Source organism: Niallia sp. FSL K6-0212 (genome assembly GCF_038007605.1).
In the GTDB taxonomy this organism is placed as follows: Bacteria; Bacillota; Bacilli; order Bacillales; family Cytobacillaceae; genus Niallia; species Niallia circulans.
In genome coordinates, this window is sequence record NZ_JBBOXL010000001.1 from 3,117,588 (window position 1) to 3,134,714 (window position 17,127).

Below are 17,127 nucleotides of genomic sequence, written 5' to 3' on the forward strand. Positions count from 1 at the left end.
AGTATGAGCAGTAAAAGAATCAATCCACTACCTAAAATAATCGGGTTTGCCTTTTTGCTTATCATGGCTGTGATTTGGATTATTCCTTTATTATGGGGAGTTGTAACCTCCTTTAAATCAGAGATAGAACTACAAACAGTGGGCTTTAAATTTCTTCCAATTGAATGGGTACTGACAAATTACACTACTTTATTAGTTGATAATACAAGTACACCATTGGTTCGTTGGTTTACAAATTCAGTTGTTATTTCTGTGTCACACACATTATTAGTATTAATTGTGGTGACATTATCAGCCTTCGCTTTTAGCAGATTGAATTTTAGAGGGAAACACGGTTTGTTTGCCTTTTTAATGGCAACGATGATGTTTCCTGGTGTAGTAAATCTTATTCCTCTCTATAAAATCATCGACGTTCTCGGCTGGGTGAATTCTCCGATTGCGATGATTGTTCCAGGTGCAGCAGGTGTATTTAATATCTTTTTAGTTAGACAATTTATGAATAATATTCCTCTAGAATTTGATGAAGCTGCTCGTATGGATGGGGCTAGTGATTTTCAAATTTTAGGAAAAGTAATCTTGCCTTTGATCAAACCGGTTCTCCTTGTTGTTGCCTTATTTTCCTTTACGGGATCATGGAATGATTTTTTATGGCCATCTATTGTTTTTAATGATATTGAAAAAATGCCGATCACACCGGGTCTGCAGCTATTGCAGGGGATGTATCAAGCACAGCCAACCTTATTAATGGCAGGCGCATTGGTTGCGATAATTCCCACTTTTATCTTGTACCTATTCGCACAGAAATACTTCTTGGAATCAATGTCCTTATCAGCTGGAGTGAAAGGATAATGAATAGAAAACTAGAAAGGAATTTAGTGAGAATAGTAGGCGTTTGGCAAATCATCGATGGTCTTATTACGATCCTGTTATATGGAACACTAAAAAAGGTCGAAGGTGCAAGGCTTGCGGAGGACTCGGCTTTTGTCTATATGAAAGCGATGGAATCTTATGTTGGAAGTGTCTATATATTCATTGGCATGTTTGGCGCCTTATTAATTGGTCTGGGGTTAATAAATTTAGTCTGTGCCAAGAAATATATGATAGATGATCAAGTTCATGTAAAGGTTGCCGTATGGCTGTTTGTATGTGGAGCATTATCCTATATCATCATGGATATTATCAGTCTAGTTTTATGTATGTCAGCGGGTATTTTAGTTTTAGCAAAAAATAAATCTATTCGAAAAATAAATAGGACAACAAATAATCGAGTCGGAGGTATAAATTAATGAATGTACTTCATCCAAATCCTCAGTTTCGCAGAGCGGAATGGGTTTCTTTAGATGGGAAATGGAAATTTGCGTTTGATGATAAAAAAGTGGGAGACAAAGAGAGATGGTATGACTCTTTTCCAGAAAGCCAAACCATCAATGTGCCGTTTACTTATGAGACGAAAGCAAGCGGCATCAATCAGCAAGAACATCATGAAACAGTATGGTATGAAAGAACAATCGTTATTGATGATACAAAGAAGCATCCAATTGTCCATTTTGAAGGAGTAGATTATGAGGCTTTTATCTATGTAAACGGGAATCTTGCCACGATCCATCAAGGAGGTTACCATGGTTTTTCTGTGGATGTAACTGACTTTGTAACAACTGGAGAGAATAAACTAACTGTTAAAGTCAAAGATTCAAAGGATTGTGCACAACCGAGAGGAAAACAACGCTGGCATGATGAAAATTTTGGCTGCTGGTATGTTCAGACAACGGGAATATGGAAATCCGTTTGGTTGGAATATGTAAATGAATCCTACTTAAATCATGCGAAAATTACACCATTATTTGATGCCCAACAAGTAGCGATTGAAGTAGAAACAAAAGGAATTCCGCTAACGGCAGATGGCTATAAAATAGTGGCATCCATCCAATTTGACGATAAAGTAATCAATGAATTAACAGCTAATATAATTGATAATGCAGCGTCCCTTACTGGAAGTGTATTAGAAAGACTGGATCCATGGACAATGAAAGTATGGAGTCCAGAAAACCCTAATTTATATGATTTGACGCTTAAATTGTACCACCATGATGAATTACTGGATGAAATTCAATCTTATTTTGGTATGCGCAAGATATCTATTGAAGGAAATAGAATTCTTCTTAATAATAGAGAGTTATATCAACGCTTAATTTTGGATCAAGGCTACTGGGAAGAATCAGATTTAACACCACCAAGTGTTGCAGCGTTGGAAGAAGATATCGATAAAATATTAGCATTGGGATATAACGGAGTTCGTAAGCATCAAAAAGTAGAAGACAGTAGATTTCTATATTTAGCTGATAAGAAAGGGCTTCTTGTCTGGCTGGAAGTTGGTTCGACGTATGGCTTTAGTGACAAAGCAGTCCGCAATTTTACCCATGAATGGCTGGAAATTGTGAAGCAAAATTACAACCATCCGAGTGTGATTACATGGGTGCCATTTAATGAATCGTGGGGCATTGGCGATATCCATCATGATAAGCAGCAACAAGCTTTTACGGAAAGTATCTATCATTTAACTAAAGCATATGATCGTAATCGCCCTGTTATCACAAATGACGGCTGGGAACATACTATTTCTGATATTATCACATTGCATGACTATGAGGAGTATGGAGCGCTGCTTGCTAGTAGATATAAAGACAGCGACAAGTTAATGTCTAATGGTATCCAGTTCAATAAAGGTTTCTATGCTTTTGCAGAGGGTTATCCGTATAAAGGTCAGCCAATCCTTATTTCTGAGTTTGGCGGAATTGCTTTTCAAACAGAGGAAGGTTGGGGCTATGGGAATCAAGTGAAGGATGAAGAAGCGTTCTTTAAACGTTTTGAAGACATTCACCATGCAGTTCAGGATTTAGAATACGTATGTGGTTATTGTTATACACAACTAACCGATGTCCAACAAGAAGTAAATGGCTTGCTTACAATCGATCGGAAGCCAAAAGTTTCTGTTGAGAAAGTAAGACAAGTAAATACCCGAAGATTATAATCATAGGAGTGTATAAGATGACGAGACAAGAATATCCCCGCCCGCAGTTCGTGCGTGACCAGTGGATTAACTTAAATGGAACTTGGCAATTTCAGTTTGATGATAAGAATGTAGGGGAACAGGAGCAATATTTTAATAAAGAAACACTGGATAAAGAAATACAAGTACCGTTTGTTTACCAATCTAAGTTAAGTGGAATTGGGGAAAGAACCATTCATGAATATGTTTGGTATAAGAAAGAAGTAGTGATTCCTAAATACGCAGATAAACGAACAATCTTGCATTTTGGTGCGGTAGATTACTATTGCAAGGTATACGTGAACGGAAAATTTGTGGGAGACCATGAAGGCGGGCATACTTCATTCTCATTTGATATTTCGAATTATTTATTAGACGAAAACCAAAGTATTACTGTTAAAGTCTACGATCCTATCAAAGATGAAACCATTCCACGAGGGAAGCAGTTCTGGGAAGAGGAACCAAGGGCGATTTGGTATACGAATTCTACAGGGATTTGGCAGACGGTCTGGGTGGAACAAGTAAATAATGATTATCTGGAAAAAGTTCGATTTACTCCTGATCTAGACCGCGGTGTCGTCTGGATGGATTTTGTTTTAAATAAAGAAGCAGAAATATCAAGAGCGAATTATTATGTGAAATACAAAATAAGTTTTAAGAACATTTTAATTGCGGAAGATCAAATTAAAATGAATAATCTTGCAGAAAAACGTGCGGTTGATATTATTCAAAATAAAATTTTTCGCACCAATTTTCACGATAGCGGCTATACTTGGTCACCAGAACACCCTAATTTATTTGACGTATCTATCGAACTTTGTGATGAAAAAGGAACCGTTTTAGATAAAGTGCAATCTTATTTCGGCTATCGAAAAGTCCATACAGAAAATGGTATGGTTTATTTAAACAATAAACCATACTATCAAAAACTGGTCCTTGATCAAGGTTATTGGCCAGAGGGACTTTTGACAGCTCCGGAAGCAGAAGATTTAAAAAAAGATATAGAATTAGCGAAAGAAATGGGATTCAATGGATGCAGAAAGCATCAAAAAACAGAAGATCCTCTCTTCATGTATTATGCAGATACATTAGGTTTTCTAGTGTGGGGAGAATGTGCATCAGCTCCTGTTTATACAAAAGAAGCAGCAACAAGATTAATGAAGGAATGGATGGAAATAGTCGACCGTGACTATAATCACCCTTCTATCGTTACTTGGGTTCCCTTAAATGAAAGCTGGGGTATTCCGGATATTCATCATGATAAAAAACAACAGCATTTCTCTACAACCATGTATCACATGCTCCATGCCATTGATGATACTCGTCTGGTTATCTCTAATGATGGCTGGGAAGCAACAGTTACAGATATTTGTGCGATTCATAATTACGGTCATGGAAATGCTGATGAAAAAGCAAAGTATCAATACTTCAAAGAGTCTATATCTTCTGTTGAAAATTTACTTACACATGCTCATAGCAAATGGGAAGTGTATGCTGAGAACCACTCCCACCAAGGAGAACCAATTCTGTTAACAGAATTCGGGGGCATTGCCTTTAAGATGGGGGAACAAAGCGGTTGGGGCTACACTTCTGTCGAAACTGCGGATGATTATATAACAGAATACCGCAAAATCATGGAAGCAATCTTTCAATCGAAGGGACTATGGGGCTATTGCTATACGCAGCTGACAGATGTTGAGCAAGAAATTAATGGGATTTTAACGTATAATCGTATTCCAAAATGTGATTTATCCAAAATTAAAGAATTGAATAATCTCTTCTTTCCCGAGCGATTGGCTACTAACGGGAAGAGGATGAATGGAGGCATAAACTAAATAAATAATCTGTAAAGGCAAACAATCTCAAAGTTAGTTATTAGATAATAGTTACTTTCTAACACGGATTTTTTATCGTTTTAAATATAGCCATGTTTAAAAACTAATTTGTTCCAAACTATACTTATCAACAGTAATATGTTAAAATGTTCAAGGCTCATGACAGCGAAAATGATGGATGGTTTCAAGTTATCCTGAGTTTCCTGACATGGGTTTTTATTTTGTCCGCCCAAAAATAAAGCAACGTACGAATTAATTTCCAAAAGGAATACATAGCTATTTAGTAGCAGGGTTTGATAAAATACAAAAAGGAATGAGTTTTAGCATAGGCTGTTTGTCTGAACAATGATGGCAAGACCGTCTTCGATTAATAAGAGCAAGCCTTTAATCGACTATCTCTCTTAATGTTTGGAGGAAATAATGTGGCAGTAAAACAAATTGTAATGTACCCGGATCCGGTGTTAGAAACACCATGCGCGGAAGTTACAGTCTTTGATAAAAAATTAGCAAAATTATTAAACGATATGTATGATACAATGATTGAATTTGACGGAGTTGGACTAGCTGCTCCACAAATTGGTATATCAAAGCGCATTGCTGTAGTAGATATTGATGATGATATGGGTACACTGGAATTAATTAATCCCAAATTATTAGAAGTGAATGGCTCTCAAGTTGGTCCCGAAGGATGTTTAAGTTTCCCGGGATTATTCGGAGACGTCGAAAGGCCATTGTCTATTAAAGTAGAGGCGCAAAATAGAAAAGGAAAAAAATATATAATAGAAGCTGAAGAATATTTAGCAAGAGCGATTTTACATGAAATGGACCATTTAGATGGAGTACTATTTACATCAAAGGTAATTCGCTATCTAGAGGAAGATGAGCTAGAAGGAGTGGAAGCAAATGACTAAAGTTGTATTTATGGGTACCCCGGATTTTTCTGTTCCTGTATTACAAAGATTATTAGAAGAAAAGTATGAAGTAATTGCGGTTGTGACACAGCCTGATCGTCCTGTGGGCAGAAAAAAGGTGTTAACCCCGCCGCCAGTAAAGGTAGAAGCTCTAAAACATGATATCCCTGTCTATCAACCAGAGAAGATTCGTCAATCAGACGAGCTGAAAGCTATTATCTCTTTGAACCCGGATATTATTGTGACTGCTGCGTTCGGTCAAATTTTGCCAAAAGAGCTATTAGATGCACCAAAATTCGGCTGTGTGAATGTTCATGCATCCTTGCTTCCTGAATTAAGAGGCGGAGCGCCAATTCACTACAGTATTTTACAAGGGAAAGAAAAAACCGGTATTACCATTATGTATATGGCGGAGAAGCTAGATGCTGGTGATATTATTTCAGTGGCGGAAGTGGAAATTGAAGAAGAAGATACAGTAGGAACACTTCATGATAAATTAAGTCGTGTTGGAAGTGATTTATTAGCAGAAACTTTGCCTAAACTGTTAGCAGGAGAAATTACGCCGATTCCGCAAAAGGATGAGGAGGCAACATTTGCTCCAAATTTGAAGCGGGCGGACGAACTAATTGACTGGTCTGTTTCTGGAGAAGAAATTTATAATAAAATTCGTGGTTTAAATCCTTGGCCAGTAGCTTTCACTCTTTATCAAGGGAAAGTGATGAAAGTATGGGCTGGTAAGAAAGTGGCGAAAAAGAGAGATGCCTCTCCTGGAACAATTGTCGACATAACAGATCATGGCCCAATTGTGGCAACAGGTAATGACACATACATTCAATTAACAGAAGTACAACCAGCGGGCAAGAAGAAAATGGACATCAGTCAATTCTTACGCGGGGCTGGCAGTAAAATGCAAGTAAATGAGATATTAGGAGTTACGAATGAAGAAAACTAGAAAAAATGTGCGAGAAGCAGCATTAGATATTTTGGAAACCATTCAAAAAAATCAAGCGTATAGTAACTTATTGCTAAATACGACGATTAAGAAAAATGAGATTCCTTCTAAAGATATCGGTTTGTTAACAGAAATTGTTTATGGAACGCTGCAAAGAAAAATGACTCTGGAATTTTATCTGCGTCCTTTCCTTAATAAAGGAAAGAAAATAGAGGAATGGGTTTATATTCTTCTGCAGATGACTGTCTATCAAATCGTTTATTTAGATCGTATTCCAGATCATGCTGCAATAAATGAAGCGGTAGAAATTGCTAAAAAGAGAGGCCACAAAGGAATAAGCGGCTTTGTAAATGCTGTACTAAGAAATATGCTAAGACAAGGATTGCCATCCTTTAATGAGATTAAAGATGAAATAGAACGACTTTCCATTGAAACAAGTCATCCTAGTTGGCTTGTAAAAAGATGGGTCGAGCAGCTTGGTGTAGAAGAAGCGAAAAAAATGTGCGAAATCAATCTAACTGCACCGATGCAAACAGCAAGGGTTAATACAACAAAGGTTTCTGTAACGGAATGTATAGAACTTTTAACAGAAGAAGGATTTCAAGTAGAAGCAAGTGAGGTAATTCCAGAAGGGATTAAAGTTTTAAAGGGAAATATCGCTCATTCATCTGCTTTTGAAAAAGGGCTGCTGACGATTCAAGATGAAAGCTCGATGATTGTTGCTTATGCACTAGATTTAGACAAACCATATTCCGTATTGGATGCTTGTGCAGCTCCAGGTGGTAAATCTACTCATATTGCAGAGAAGATGAATAAGGACGGCAACATTCTTTCTATTGATCTTCATGATCATAAAGTAAAGTTGATTAAGCAAAATGCAGATCGCTTAGATTTACCAACGATTGAAACAAAGGCAATGGATTCAAGAAAGCTGGACAGCAGCTTGGAGAAAGAAAGCTTTGATCGAATTCTGTTAGATGCACCATGTTCAGGGTTTGGTGTAATGAGAAGAAAGCCAGATATGAAATATACAAAAACAGAAGCTGATGTAGATCGGCTGCAGAAAATTCAATTGGATTTACTAGCTTCTGTTTCCCCGCTTTTAAAAAAAGGTGGAATATTAGTATATAGTACATGTACCATTGATACAGCAGAGAATGAAGAAGTGGTGGAGAAATTCTTAGCTGTTAATACGCAGTTTGAGAGAGATAGAACATTGGCGGATCGTCTGCCACAAGATGTAAAGAATTACGCAGAAGGAAATGAATTACAGATATTACCGCAATATTTTGGCTCAGACGGCTTTTATATTGCAGCATTAAGAAAGAAGGTGCAATGATGGAACAAGTAAAAACATCATCAAGAAGAAGACAAAAGGCAGAACCAGCTATTCCCTCGATATACTCAATGGAATTGCAAGCACTAAAGGATTGGCTGACAGCGCATAATGAAAAGGCGTTTCGTGCGGATCAAATTTTTGAATGGCTATATAAAAAGAGAGTAACCTCTTTTGAAGATATGTCTAACTTATCGAAAAATTTACGTTTAATGCTTCAGGAAAATTTTACAATTACAACATTAAATACGCTTATTCAGCAAACATCAAATGATGGGACAATTAAATTTTTATTTGAATTACATGATGGCTATTCCATTGAAACAGTTTTAATGCGTCATGATTATGGTAATTCTGTTTGTGTAACAACCCAAGTCGGCTGTCGAATCGGCTGTACTTTCTGTGCTTCTACATTAGGTGGATTAAAAAGAAATTTAGAAGCAGGAGAAATCGTTGCACAAGTCGTAAAAGTACAACAGGCATTAGATGAATTGGGCGAACGTGTAAGTTCAGTTGTTATTATGGGAATTGGGGAACCATTTGATAACTTTACTAGTATGTTAAGTTTCCTAAAAATTATTAACCATGAACAAGCATTAAATATTGGAGCAAGACATATCACTGTGTCAACCAGTGGGATTATCCCGAAAATTTATGAATTTGCGGATCAAAATATGCAAATTAATTTTGCGGTTTCCCTGCACGCGCCAAACACAGAGTTAAGAAGCAGACTAATGCCAATTAACAGAGCGTATAAATTACCTGATTTAATTGAAGCTATCCGATACTATGTGGATAAAACAGGTAGACGTGTAAGTTTTGAGTATGGTTTATTTGGCAACGTAAATGATCAAGTAGAGCATGCGGAAGAGTTAGCTGAGCTTGTGAAAGGAATCAAGTGTCACGTAAACTTAATTCCTGTTAACTATGTACCAGAAAGAGATTATGTAAGAACACCGAAGGACCAAATCTTTTTATTTGAAAAAACATTAAAGAAACATGGAGTAAATGTAACAATCCGCCGTGAGCAAGGTTCAGATATCGATGCTGCATGTGGACAGCTTCGTGCGAAGGAGAGAAAAGAAGAGACGAGGTGATCACCTTTGAGTCAAATTTTTATGACTGATAAGGGGAAAGTTAGACAACATAATGAGGATAGTGGAGCAATTATTAGAAATAAAAGCGGTCAACGCCTTGCCATCGTAGCTGATGGCATGGGTGGACACCGTGCAGGTGATGTTGCAAGCTCACTCACTGTTGAGAAACTGACAGAACTTTGGACAATGGTAGAGGAAATTAAAACAGCAGATGAGGCAGAAAACTGGTTGGAATCCAATATTTTAGAGGTCAATCAATATGTTTTCGATTATGCTTCCACCCATCCAGAATGTGAAGGCATGGGTACCACCATTATAGGGGTAATCAGTACAGAAAATTTTTCGACGATTGCTCATGTGGGAGACAGCAGATGCTATCTTTATAATGAAGATGGCTTTAAACAAATTACAGAAGATCATTCCTTAGTAAATGAATTAGTTCGTATGGGCCAGATATCGAAAGAGGATGCAGAGCATCATCCCAGAAAAAATGTCGTCTTGAGAGCACTTGGAACAGATGCGCAGTTAAATATTGATGTGATGACCATTATGTTTGAAGAAGGAGACATCATATTTATTTGTTCTGATGGACTATCTAACAAAGTAACGGATCAACAAATTAAAGAGATTCTTGAAAAAGAGATTACATTAGAAGAGAAGGCTTCTACGTTAATCGAAACTGCCAATATAAATGGTGGAGAAGATAATATTACGGTCGTTATTTTGGAGTATGGGGATGGTCATCAAGCAGGTGAAGGGCAATGATGATTGGAAAAAGAATAAGTGGCCGTTATAAAGTCTTAGAGATGATTGGCGGAGGTGGAATGGCAAATGTCTACCTTGCGCATGACATGATTTTAGATCGAGATGTAGCAGTGAAGATGCTAAGACTCGATTATGTCAATGATGAGGAGTTTATTAAACGATTTCATCGCGAAGCGCAATCTGCTACAAGCTTAGCTCATCCGAATGTCGTCAATATATATGATGTTGGAGAAGAAGGAGACATCTATTATATTGTTATGGAATATGTGGAAGGCGATACACTGAAACAATACATACATAAAAATTCACCACTTTCTGTAGAGACAGTTATCGCAATTATGCAGCAAATAACATCTGCAATCGCGCATGCGCATCAAAATAATATTATCCATCGCGATATAAAACCGCATAATATTTTAATAGATAAAGAAGGAAAAGTAAAAGTAACCGATTTTGGAATTGCAATGGCATTAAGTGCGACAAGCATCACGCAAACAAATTCTGTGTTAGGTTCTGTTCATTATTTATCTCCTGAACAAGCTCGTGGTGGAATGGCGAATAAAAAATCTGACATTTATTCTCTTGGGATTGTAATGTTTGAATTATTAACAGGGAGATTGCCTTTTTCTGGCGAATCAGCTGTTTCGATTGCTTTAAAACATTTGCAGTCTGAAACGCCTAGTGTTAGAAGATGGAACGAAGCTATCCCGCAAAGCGTGGAGAATATCGTCTTAAAAGCTACTGCGAAAGATCCTTTTTATCGATATAATAGTATGGAAGAAATGTCAGAGGATTTGCAAACAGCTTTAGATTTAGAGAGAATAGACGAACCCAAGTTTGCAATACCCGTTGATGACGAAGCTACAAAAGCAATTCCGGTCATTACAAATGATGGTTTATATAAAAATTTTGATGAGACGATTGTTCATACAAATGAAAAAGAAGATCAAGGAAACACATTGGTAAAGGAAGCCCCAGTAAAGAAAGAGAAAAAGAAGAAAGCTAAGAAAAAGGGAAAGAAAATTGCTGCCATTATTATTTCAACCTTTATCGCCTTGCTATTAATAATGGGACTAGTAATATTTTTTCTGCCAGATTTACTTGCTCCAGAAGATATAGTGGTTCCTGATGTCACTGGTTTAGAATTAGATAAAGCAAAGACAACGCTAGAAGAAAAAGGCTTTGTAGTGTCTGATACTATTACCTTAAATAGTGATGATGTAGAAAAAGGTCATGTTATTAAAACAAGTCCTAGTGCAGGCAGCGCGCGAAGAGAAGGGACAGAAATTGCGATCTATGAAAGTCTTGGAAAAGAGACGGTCGTGTTAAGTGATTATGTAGGAAGAAAATATGATGATGTTGTTAAACTATTAGAATCAGAAGGATTCGATTTTAAAGATATTGATCCTATCGAAGTTTTTGATGATAGTGAACCAGGAACAATATTAGAACAAAATATTAAGCCAAAAGAGGAAGTAGTACCAAGTGAAACTTCATTAGAATTTACAATAAGTAAAGGTGCACAGTTAATTAGTGTCAAAGATTTATCAGATTATACGAAAAAAGAAGTAAATGACTATGTGGACGATGCTGGTTTAACGGTAACTTTTAAGGAAGAATATAGTGACACAGTGGAAAAAGGTCTAGTCATTTCCCAAACGCCTGAACCTCGTACTAATTTGAAAAAAGGTGCTGGAATTACTGTTGTTCTTTCTAAAGGAAAAAAAGAAGTACAACCGAAAGAAGTAATGAGAGAAATATCGATTCCATATGAACCGACTGAAATGACTGCCGATGGGAAGCCAGTCGAACAAACAGTAAGAATATATATTGGTGATTTTAATAATAGTATGACAGAACCAGCTGAAACATTTACGATTACCGAAAATACTAAAAAGACAATCTATCTGCAAATTCCTGAAGGGCAAAAAGGATATTATCGAGTGCAGATTGACAGTGTAGTCATCCTTGATGAAGAGGTTCCTTATCCTAACTAGTAATTGGTTTGAATTTAGCAAGAGAGGGAATGCTCTTTAAGTAGGTATTTTCTAATAAGCTGTCGGTTTTAAAATAGTTTTTAGAAACATACTAGAACTTTTATTAGTGAGCGAAAGTAAGTAAGGAGCGTTATATTTATGCCTAAAGGCAAAATTATTAAAGCGTTAAGTGGATTTTATTATGTATTAAGTGAGGGTCAATTAATACAGTGTCGCGGTAGAGGTGTATTTCGAAAAAACAAGATAACCCCTTTAGTAGGCGATGAAGTCGTTTTTCAAGCAGAGAATGAAACAGATGGCTATATTTTAGAAGTGAACGAAAGAAAAAATGAATTAGTAAGACCGCCGATTGCCAATGTGGATCAAGCCATTCTTGTCTTTTCTAGTGTGGAGCCAGATTTTAGCACCGCGCTATTGGATCGTTTTCTCGTATTAATTGAATACAATAGAATTGACCCAGTAATCTGTATAACAAAAATGGATTTAGCAAGTAGTGAGGAGGTTGAAAAAATGAAGGAGTACGCAGCGCAATATGAAGCTGTAGGGTATCCTGTCATTTTAACCTCTTCTGAAACCGAAGCGGGCATAGAACAGCTATTGCCTTATTTAAAGGATAAGATTTCGGTATTTGCCGGACAATCGGGAGTAGGAAAGTCTTCTTTGTTAAATGTAATTAGACCTGATTTAGACTTAAAGACAAATGAAATTTCTGCCAGTTTAGGAAGAGGAAAGCATACAACAAGACATGTAGAGCTTATCTCAATTGGAGATGGACTTGTCGCAGATACACCAGGTTTTAGTTCACTGGAGTTTCTAGAAATTGAAGGAGAAGATTTGAATTATTGTTTTCCTGAAATAGAAAAAACAAGCGAAAACTGTAAGTTTAGGGGCTGTCTTCATCTTTCAGAACCAAAATGCGCAGTGAAAGAAGCGGTAGAAAATAATCAAATTCCAACTTATCGTTATGAGCACTACAAAGATTTCTTACAAGAAATTAGAGATCGAAAACCGAAGTATTAGTTGCTGAATTGTTAAAAAAACAGCGTTTTATGAATAGGAGAGAATTCTATATTCCATTTGCATGAGCTTGGACAGAGATGTGGAGACCGGGCATATGCACCTAAAAGCGATAGAATTCTTGGAATTACACTTAGATAGACTTTTACTTATTTTGTATTTGCAGCCTTAAAGCAGATTCTTTCTATATAGCCGTTTGGACTTTTATCTGGATTGATTAGTAATCAACGTAGATAAAGAAAACAAAGGCATATAAAAAAGGATCTGTATTTTTGTATAGAAAAGTAATAAGAGGAGGAGAAACATGATTGTTCATATTATGGCTGGAGGACCAAAGCAGTATATTCCTCAGTTAGATAACTATCCGAAAGATATTTGCTGGATTGGTGTGGATAGAGGGGTTATGTATTTAATCGAAAGATCCCTGCCGATTTATGCAGCTTTTGGTGACTTTGATTCTATTTCGGAAACAGAACTGCAGGCGATGGAAGAAAAAACAGGTATTATTAAACGTTTTAAGCCAGAAAAAGACGAAACAGACATGGAACTTGCTCTTTTATGGGCTATTAAAGAAGGTGCAACGACGATTCGGTTATTTGGTGCGACAGGGGGGAGACTCGACCATACAATAGCTAATCTTCACCTGCTATTACGAGAAGCGCTAGACAATAAGAAGATTCAACTAGAAATAATCGATAAACAAAACAGCGTATCTGTTGTACAAGCAGGGTCTTATACGGTAAAAAAACTGGAGGAATATAAATATATTTCATTTTTCCCATATAGTACAAAGATTGTAGGTCTATCTTTAGAAGGTTTTAAATACCCTTTAGTAAGGAGAAATCTTCCTGCTAGCAGCACATTGTGCATTAGTAATGAACTAATTCGAGAAACTGGTACTTTTTCCTTTGATGAAGGCATATTAATGGTAATAAGAAGTTGTGATTAAAATCTGATAAATGATGGTACTAATTTATTTAATCTGAATAGGATATGGAAGTGCTAGCGATGTTTATTGATTAAGGAGGGACAGTATTCATGAGATTCTATACCATTAAATTGCCGAAATTTTTAGGAGGACTTGTCCGAGCAATGTTAGGAACCTTCAAAAAGGACTAACGAAAGATTCTGCGAATTTTTTTAGTAAAGACAACCTTTCACTATGAGGCGGGGATCTTCGAAGACTCACTTATGTATACGCTTTTGAATGTTGTTTGGAGACAAAATAAAAAAGGACATGTGACATGTCCTTTTTTATTGCGATCTGATTAAACGCGTTCTACTTTACCAGATCTTAATGCTCTAGCAGAAACCCAAACACGTTTAGGTTTACCGTCTACTAAAATACGAACCTTTTGAAGGTTAGCTCCCCAAGTACGTTTGTTAGCGTTCATTGCATGGGAACGAGCATTACCTGTAGTTGTTTTTCTTCCAGTGATAACACATTTACGTGGCATGTATATTTCCCTCCTTATTACAGAAACCCATTAAAATGAGTTTGAAAAGTCATAGATAGCAATTTACTTATAGTCTGCTAAATAATCCTCATTACAGATACCTTAATAATTTATCATACAACTTAAATGAATGCAATAGTTGGATGAAAAGCTTTCAAGAAAATTTCCTTGACATGTATTTCTTTACTGAACAGATCAGTTTATCTCAAGACTTTATGGGAATAGTAAAACAAGTAGCTGTTTTCTGAATTTATCCCAATGCTTTAATAGAAGTGTTATTTTGTTATATAATAATAATAAGCTTTTTAACTATAGCTTTCAAAAAAGTTTTGGTTATAGTAAAATGTCAGTAGTCAAGGAGCAATTCCAAAGGGGGAAAACTCATGTCCATTGAACTAAAAACGAATTTCGGACAAATTGATATATCTACAGAAGTTATCGCTACAATCGCAGGTGGAGCAGCAGTAGACTGCTACGGTATCGTTGGAATGGCGTCGAAAAATCAAATTAAAGACGGTTTAACAGATATTTTGCGAAAAGAAAACTTTACACGTGGTGTAATCGTTCGAAAAGTTGAAGAAGAAGTACATATTGATATGTATATCATTGTAAGTTACGGAACGAAAATCTCCGAGGTTGCGCACAATGTTCAATCAAAAGTAAAATACACACTCAATAAGACAGTTGGACTTGCCGTTGACTCGGTTAATATTTACGTTCAGGGAGTTCGTGTGACGAACCCGTAGTAGAGGAGGAAACACAGTGTCAATTACAGTTTTAGAAGGAAAGCGATTTGCCGAAATGGTAATACAAGGAGCAAACCATTTGTCCTCTAATGCTAAATATGTAGATGCGTTAAATGTCTTTCCAGTGCCAGATGGAGATACAGGAACGAATATGAATTTATCGATGACTTCAGGTGCAAAGGAAGTTCAAAAGAATATTCAATCACATATCGGTAAAGTTGGAACCTCATTATCGCGAGGTTTATTAATGGGAGCCAGAGGGAATTCAGGGGTTATTCTTTCTCAATTATTTCGAGGGTTTTCTAAGCATATTGAGCAAAAAGAGACGATAACTGGAAAAGAATTTGCGGATGCCTTACAATTCGGTGTGGAAACAGCATATAAAGCAGTAATGAAGCCGGTAGAAGGAACGATTCTTACAGTTGCAAAAGATGCTGCAAAGAAAGCGGTTCAATCTGCCGAAAAAAATGATGATATCATTGTTATCATGGAGGATACAGTAAAAGAAGCAAGAGCTTCTTTAAACAGAACACCTGAACTTCTGCCTGTGTTAAAAGAAGTAGGCGTCGTTGATAGTGGTGGGCAAGGTCTAGTATTTGTATATGAAGGGTTTCTTGCAGAGCTAAAGGGTGAAAAACTTCCAGACGCTGTGCAAAATGTTGTTTCTATGAATGAATTGGTAAATGCAGAACATCATAAAAATGTTCACAGTTATATCAATACAGAGGATATTGAATTTGGCTACTGCACAGAATTTATGGTTCGTTTAGAGCAAGAAAAGTTAGGGAATAAGCCGTTTTCAGAAGATGACTTCAGACAAGCGTTAAGTAAATATGGAGATTCATTACTTGTAATTGCGGATGATGAAATTGTGAAAATTCATATTCCCTCCAATCAGCCTGGTGAAGTATTAACATTTGGACAAAAATACGGTAATTTGGTAAAAATGAAGATTGAAAATATGCGTGAACAGCATAGCAGCTTAGTGGATGCAGCAGAAAAAGAGGAAGTAAATAATGCTCATTCCGTGGAAGAACAAAAAGAGTATGGGATTGTAACAGTTTCGATGGGAAGCGGAATTGCAGATCTTTTCAGAAGTATCGGTGCTCATTATGTTATTGAGGGCGGTCAAACAATGAATCCAAGCACGGAAGATATTGTTAATGCTGTACAACATATCAATGCGAAAAAGGTCTTTATTTTACCAAATAATAAAAATATTATTATGGCAGCAGAACAAGCAGCTGACGTATTAGAACAAGAGGTTGTGGTTATCTCTTCTAAAACGGTTCCTCAAGGAATGTCAGCTTTACTTGCTTTTAATCCTTCTAGTGATTTAGCAACAAATGAGAAGAATATGAAAGCGGCGCTTGAACATGTGAAAACTGGTCAAATTACGTATGCAGTCAGAGATACAAGTATTGATGGGTTAGAGATTGAAACAGGCGACTTTATGGGACTTGCAGAAGGAAAAATCATTGTAAAAAGCAAAGATAAAACAGAATCTGCAATGGAACTTTTAAAATCCATGATTGATGAGGATTCAGAAATTGTAACGATAATTAAGGGAGAAGAAGCGACGGAAGAAGAGGTTGAAACGCTTGTATCTTTTATTGAAGGCAATTTTGAAGATGTGGAAGTAGAAGTTCATGATGGAAAACAACCACTGTATTCCTTTATTTTTTCTATTGAATAATAGTATTTTAAAAGGGTGTGCCTGTATATATGGAGGCATGCCTTTTTGTGTTTTAAAGGGGATAGTGGATGGAATGGGAGGGTCCTTCTGCTGTTTGTTCCCTTTTTTGAGGAGGAATAGATGCAATGGGTAACAGAGAGGAAGTGTCAGTGCTTATTAAAGTATAGTGAAGAGAAAAAAGGAACAGATGCACGATAACAAAAGTTATGCAGGAAGAAAACTTCGATATATCCCCTCAACCCTTCACACTTTCCTAATCAAAATTAGCTATT

The 17,127-nt window shown here is 36.6% G+C and carries 16 protein-coding genes; 15 read left to right on the top strand and 1 reads right to left on the bottom strand.

The window, feature by feature from the left end:
• The first annotated feature begins 3 nt into the window (after positions 1-3).
• The 13 genes from MHH96_RS14675 (at position 4) to spoVM (ending at position 14,075) form a co-directional block, all read left to right on the top strand.
• Positions 4-849, top strand: a complete 846-nt coding sequence (locus MHH96_RS14675; RefSeq protein WP_047939949.1) for a carbohydrate ABC transporter permease — start codon at positions 4-6, stop codon at positions 847-849.
• Positions 849-1,286 carry a hypothetical protein gene (locus MHH96_RS14680; RefSeq protein WP_047939950.1) on the top strand — a complete coding sequence of 146 codons (438 nt, stop codon included), beginning with the start codon at positions 849-851 and terminating at the stop codon, positions 1,284-1,286. The genes MHH96_RS14675 and MHH96_RS14680 overlap by 1 nt, the downstream gene beginning before the upstream one ends.
• Positions 1,286-3,028 carry a glycoside hydrolase family 2 protein gene (locus MHH96_RS14685; RefSeq protein WP_047939951.1) on the top strand — a complete coding sequence of 581 codons (1,743 nt, stop codon included), beginning with the start codon at positions 1,286-1,288 and terminating at the stop codon, positions 3,026-3,028. Before MHH96_RS14680 ends, MHH96_RS14685 begins: the two co-directional genes overlap by 1 nt.
• Before the next feature lie 17 nt (positions 3,029-3,045).
• On the top strand, positions 3,046-4,881 hold the full coding sequence (locus MHH96_RS14690; RefSeq protein WP_047939952.1) for a glycoside hydrolase family 2 protein: 1,836 nt from the start codon (positions 3,046-3,048) through the stop codon (positions 4,879-4,881).
• Between the two features lie 422 nt (positions 4,882-5,303).
• Positions 5,304-5,792 (top strand): peptide deformylase, encoded by a 489-nt coding sequence (gene def, locus MHH96_RS14695; protein ID WP_047939953.1) that lies wholly within the window; start codon positions 5,304-5,306, stop codon positions 5,790-5,792.
• On the top strand, positions 5,785-6,744 hold the full coding sequence (gene fmt / locus MHH96_RS14700; RefSeq protein ID WP_047939954.1) for a methionyl-tRNA formyltransferase: 960 nt from the start codon (positions 5,785-5,787) through the stop codon (positions 6,742-6,744). The genes def and fmt overlap by 8 nt, the downstream gene beginning before the upstream one ends.
• Positions 6,731-8,083 (top strand): 16S rRNA (cytosine(967)-C(5))-methyltransferase RsmB, encoded by a 1,353-nt coding sequence (rsmB, locus tag MHH96_RS14705; RefSeq protein WP_047939955.1) that lies wholly within the window; start codon positions 6,731-6,733, stop codon positions 8,081-8,083. The genes fmt and rsmB overlap by 14 nt, the downstream gene beginning before the upstream one ends.
• The gene (gene rlmN / locus MHH96_RS14710; protein ID WP_095257565.1) at positions 8,080-9,177 is read left to right on the top strand and encodes a 23S rRNA (adenine(2503)-C(2))-methyltransferase RlmN; all 1,098 of its coding nucleotides are present in this window, start codon (positions 8,080-8,082) and stop codon (positions 9,175-9,177) included. Before rsmB ends, rlmN begins: the two co-directional genes overlap by 4 nt.
• A 6-nt stretch (positions 9,178-9,183) precedes the next feature.
• Entirely contained in the window at positions 9,184-9,942 is a 759-nt protein-coding gene (locus tag MHH96_RS14715; protein WP_095257564.1) for a Stp1/IreP family PP2C-type Ser/Thr phosphatase, read from the top strand.
• A complete protein-coding gene (pknB, locus tag MHH96_RS14720; RefSeq protein WP_341117610.1) occupies positions 9,939-11,939 on the top strand; it encodes a Stk1 family PASTA domain-containing Ser/Thr kinase in 2,001 nt (666 codons plus the stop codon). Before MHH96_RS14715 ends, pknB begins: the two co-directional genes overlap by 4 nt.
• Positions 11,940-12,077: 138 nt before the next feature.
• Positions 12,078-12,959, top strand: coding sequence for a ribosome small subunit-dependent GTPase A (rsgA, locus tag MHH96_RS14725; RefSeq protein WP_047939958.1), 882 nt, complete (start codon positions 12,078-12,080; stop codon positions 12,957-12,959).
• Between the two features lie 301 nt (positions 12,960-13,260).
• Complete coding sequence (locus MHH96_RS14730) at positions 13,261-13,905, top strand: thiamine diphosphokinase (RefSeq protein WP_047939959.1); 645 nt, start codon at positions 13,261-13,263, stop codon at positions 13,903-13,905.
• An 89-nt stretch (positions 13,906-13,994) separates the two neighbouring features.
• Positions 13,995-14,075, top strand: a complete 81-nt coding sequence (spoVM, locus tag MHH96_RS14735) for a stage V sporulation protein SpoVM (RefSeq protein ID WP_016201070.1) — start codon at positions 13,995-13,997, stop codon at positions 14,073-14,075.
• 149 nt (positions 14,076-14,224) lie between these two features.
• On the opposite strand, the gene rpmB is transcribed toward spoVM, so the two are convergent.
• Entirely contained in the window at positions 14,225-14,413 is a 189-nt protein-coding gene (gene rpmB / locus MHH96_RS14740; protein WP_016201071.1) for a 50S ribosomal protein L28, read from the bottom strand.
• Positions 14,414-14,796: 383 nt separating this feature from the next.
• On the opposite strand from rpmB, the gene MHH96_RS14745 reads away from it, so the two are divergent.
• Positions 14,797-15,159 (top strand): Asp23/Gls24 family envelope stress response protein, encoded by a 363-nt coding sequence (locus tag MHH96_RS14745; protein WP_047939960.1) that lies wholly within the window; start codon positions 14,797-14,799, stop codon positions 15,157-15,159.
• A 16-nt stretch (positions 15,160-15,175) separates the two neighbouring features.
• Entirely contained in the window at positions 15,176-16,855 is a 1,680-nt protein-coding gene (locus tag MHH96_RS14750; protein ID WP_341117611.1) for a DAK2 domain-containing protein, read from the top strand.
• Positions 16,856-17,127: the final 272 nt, after the last annotated feature.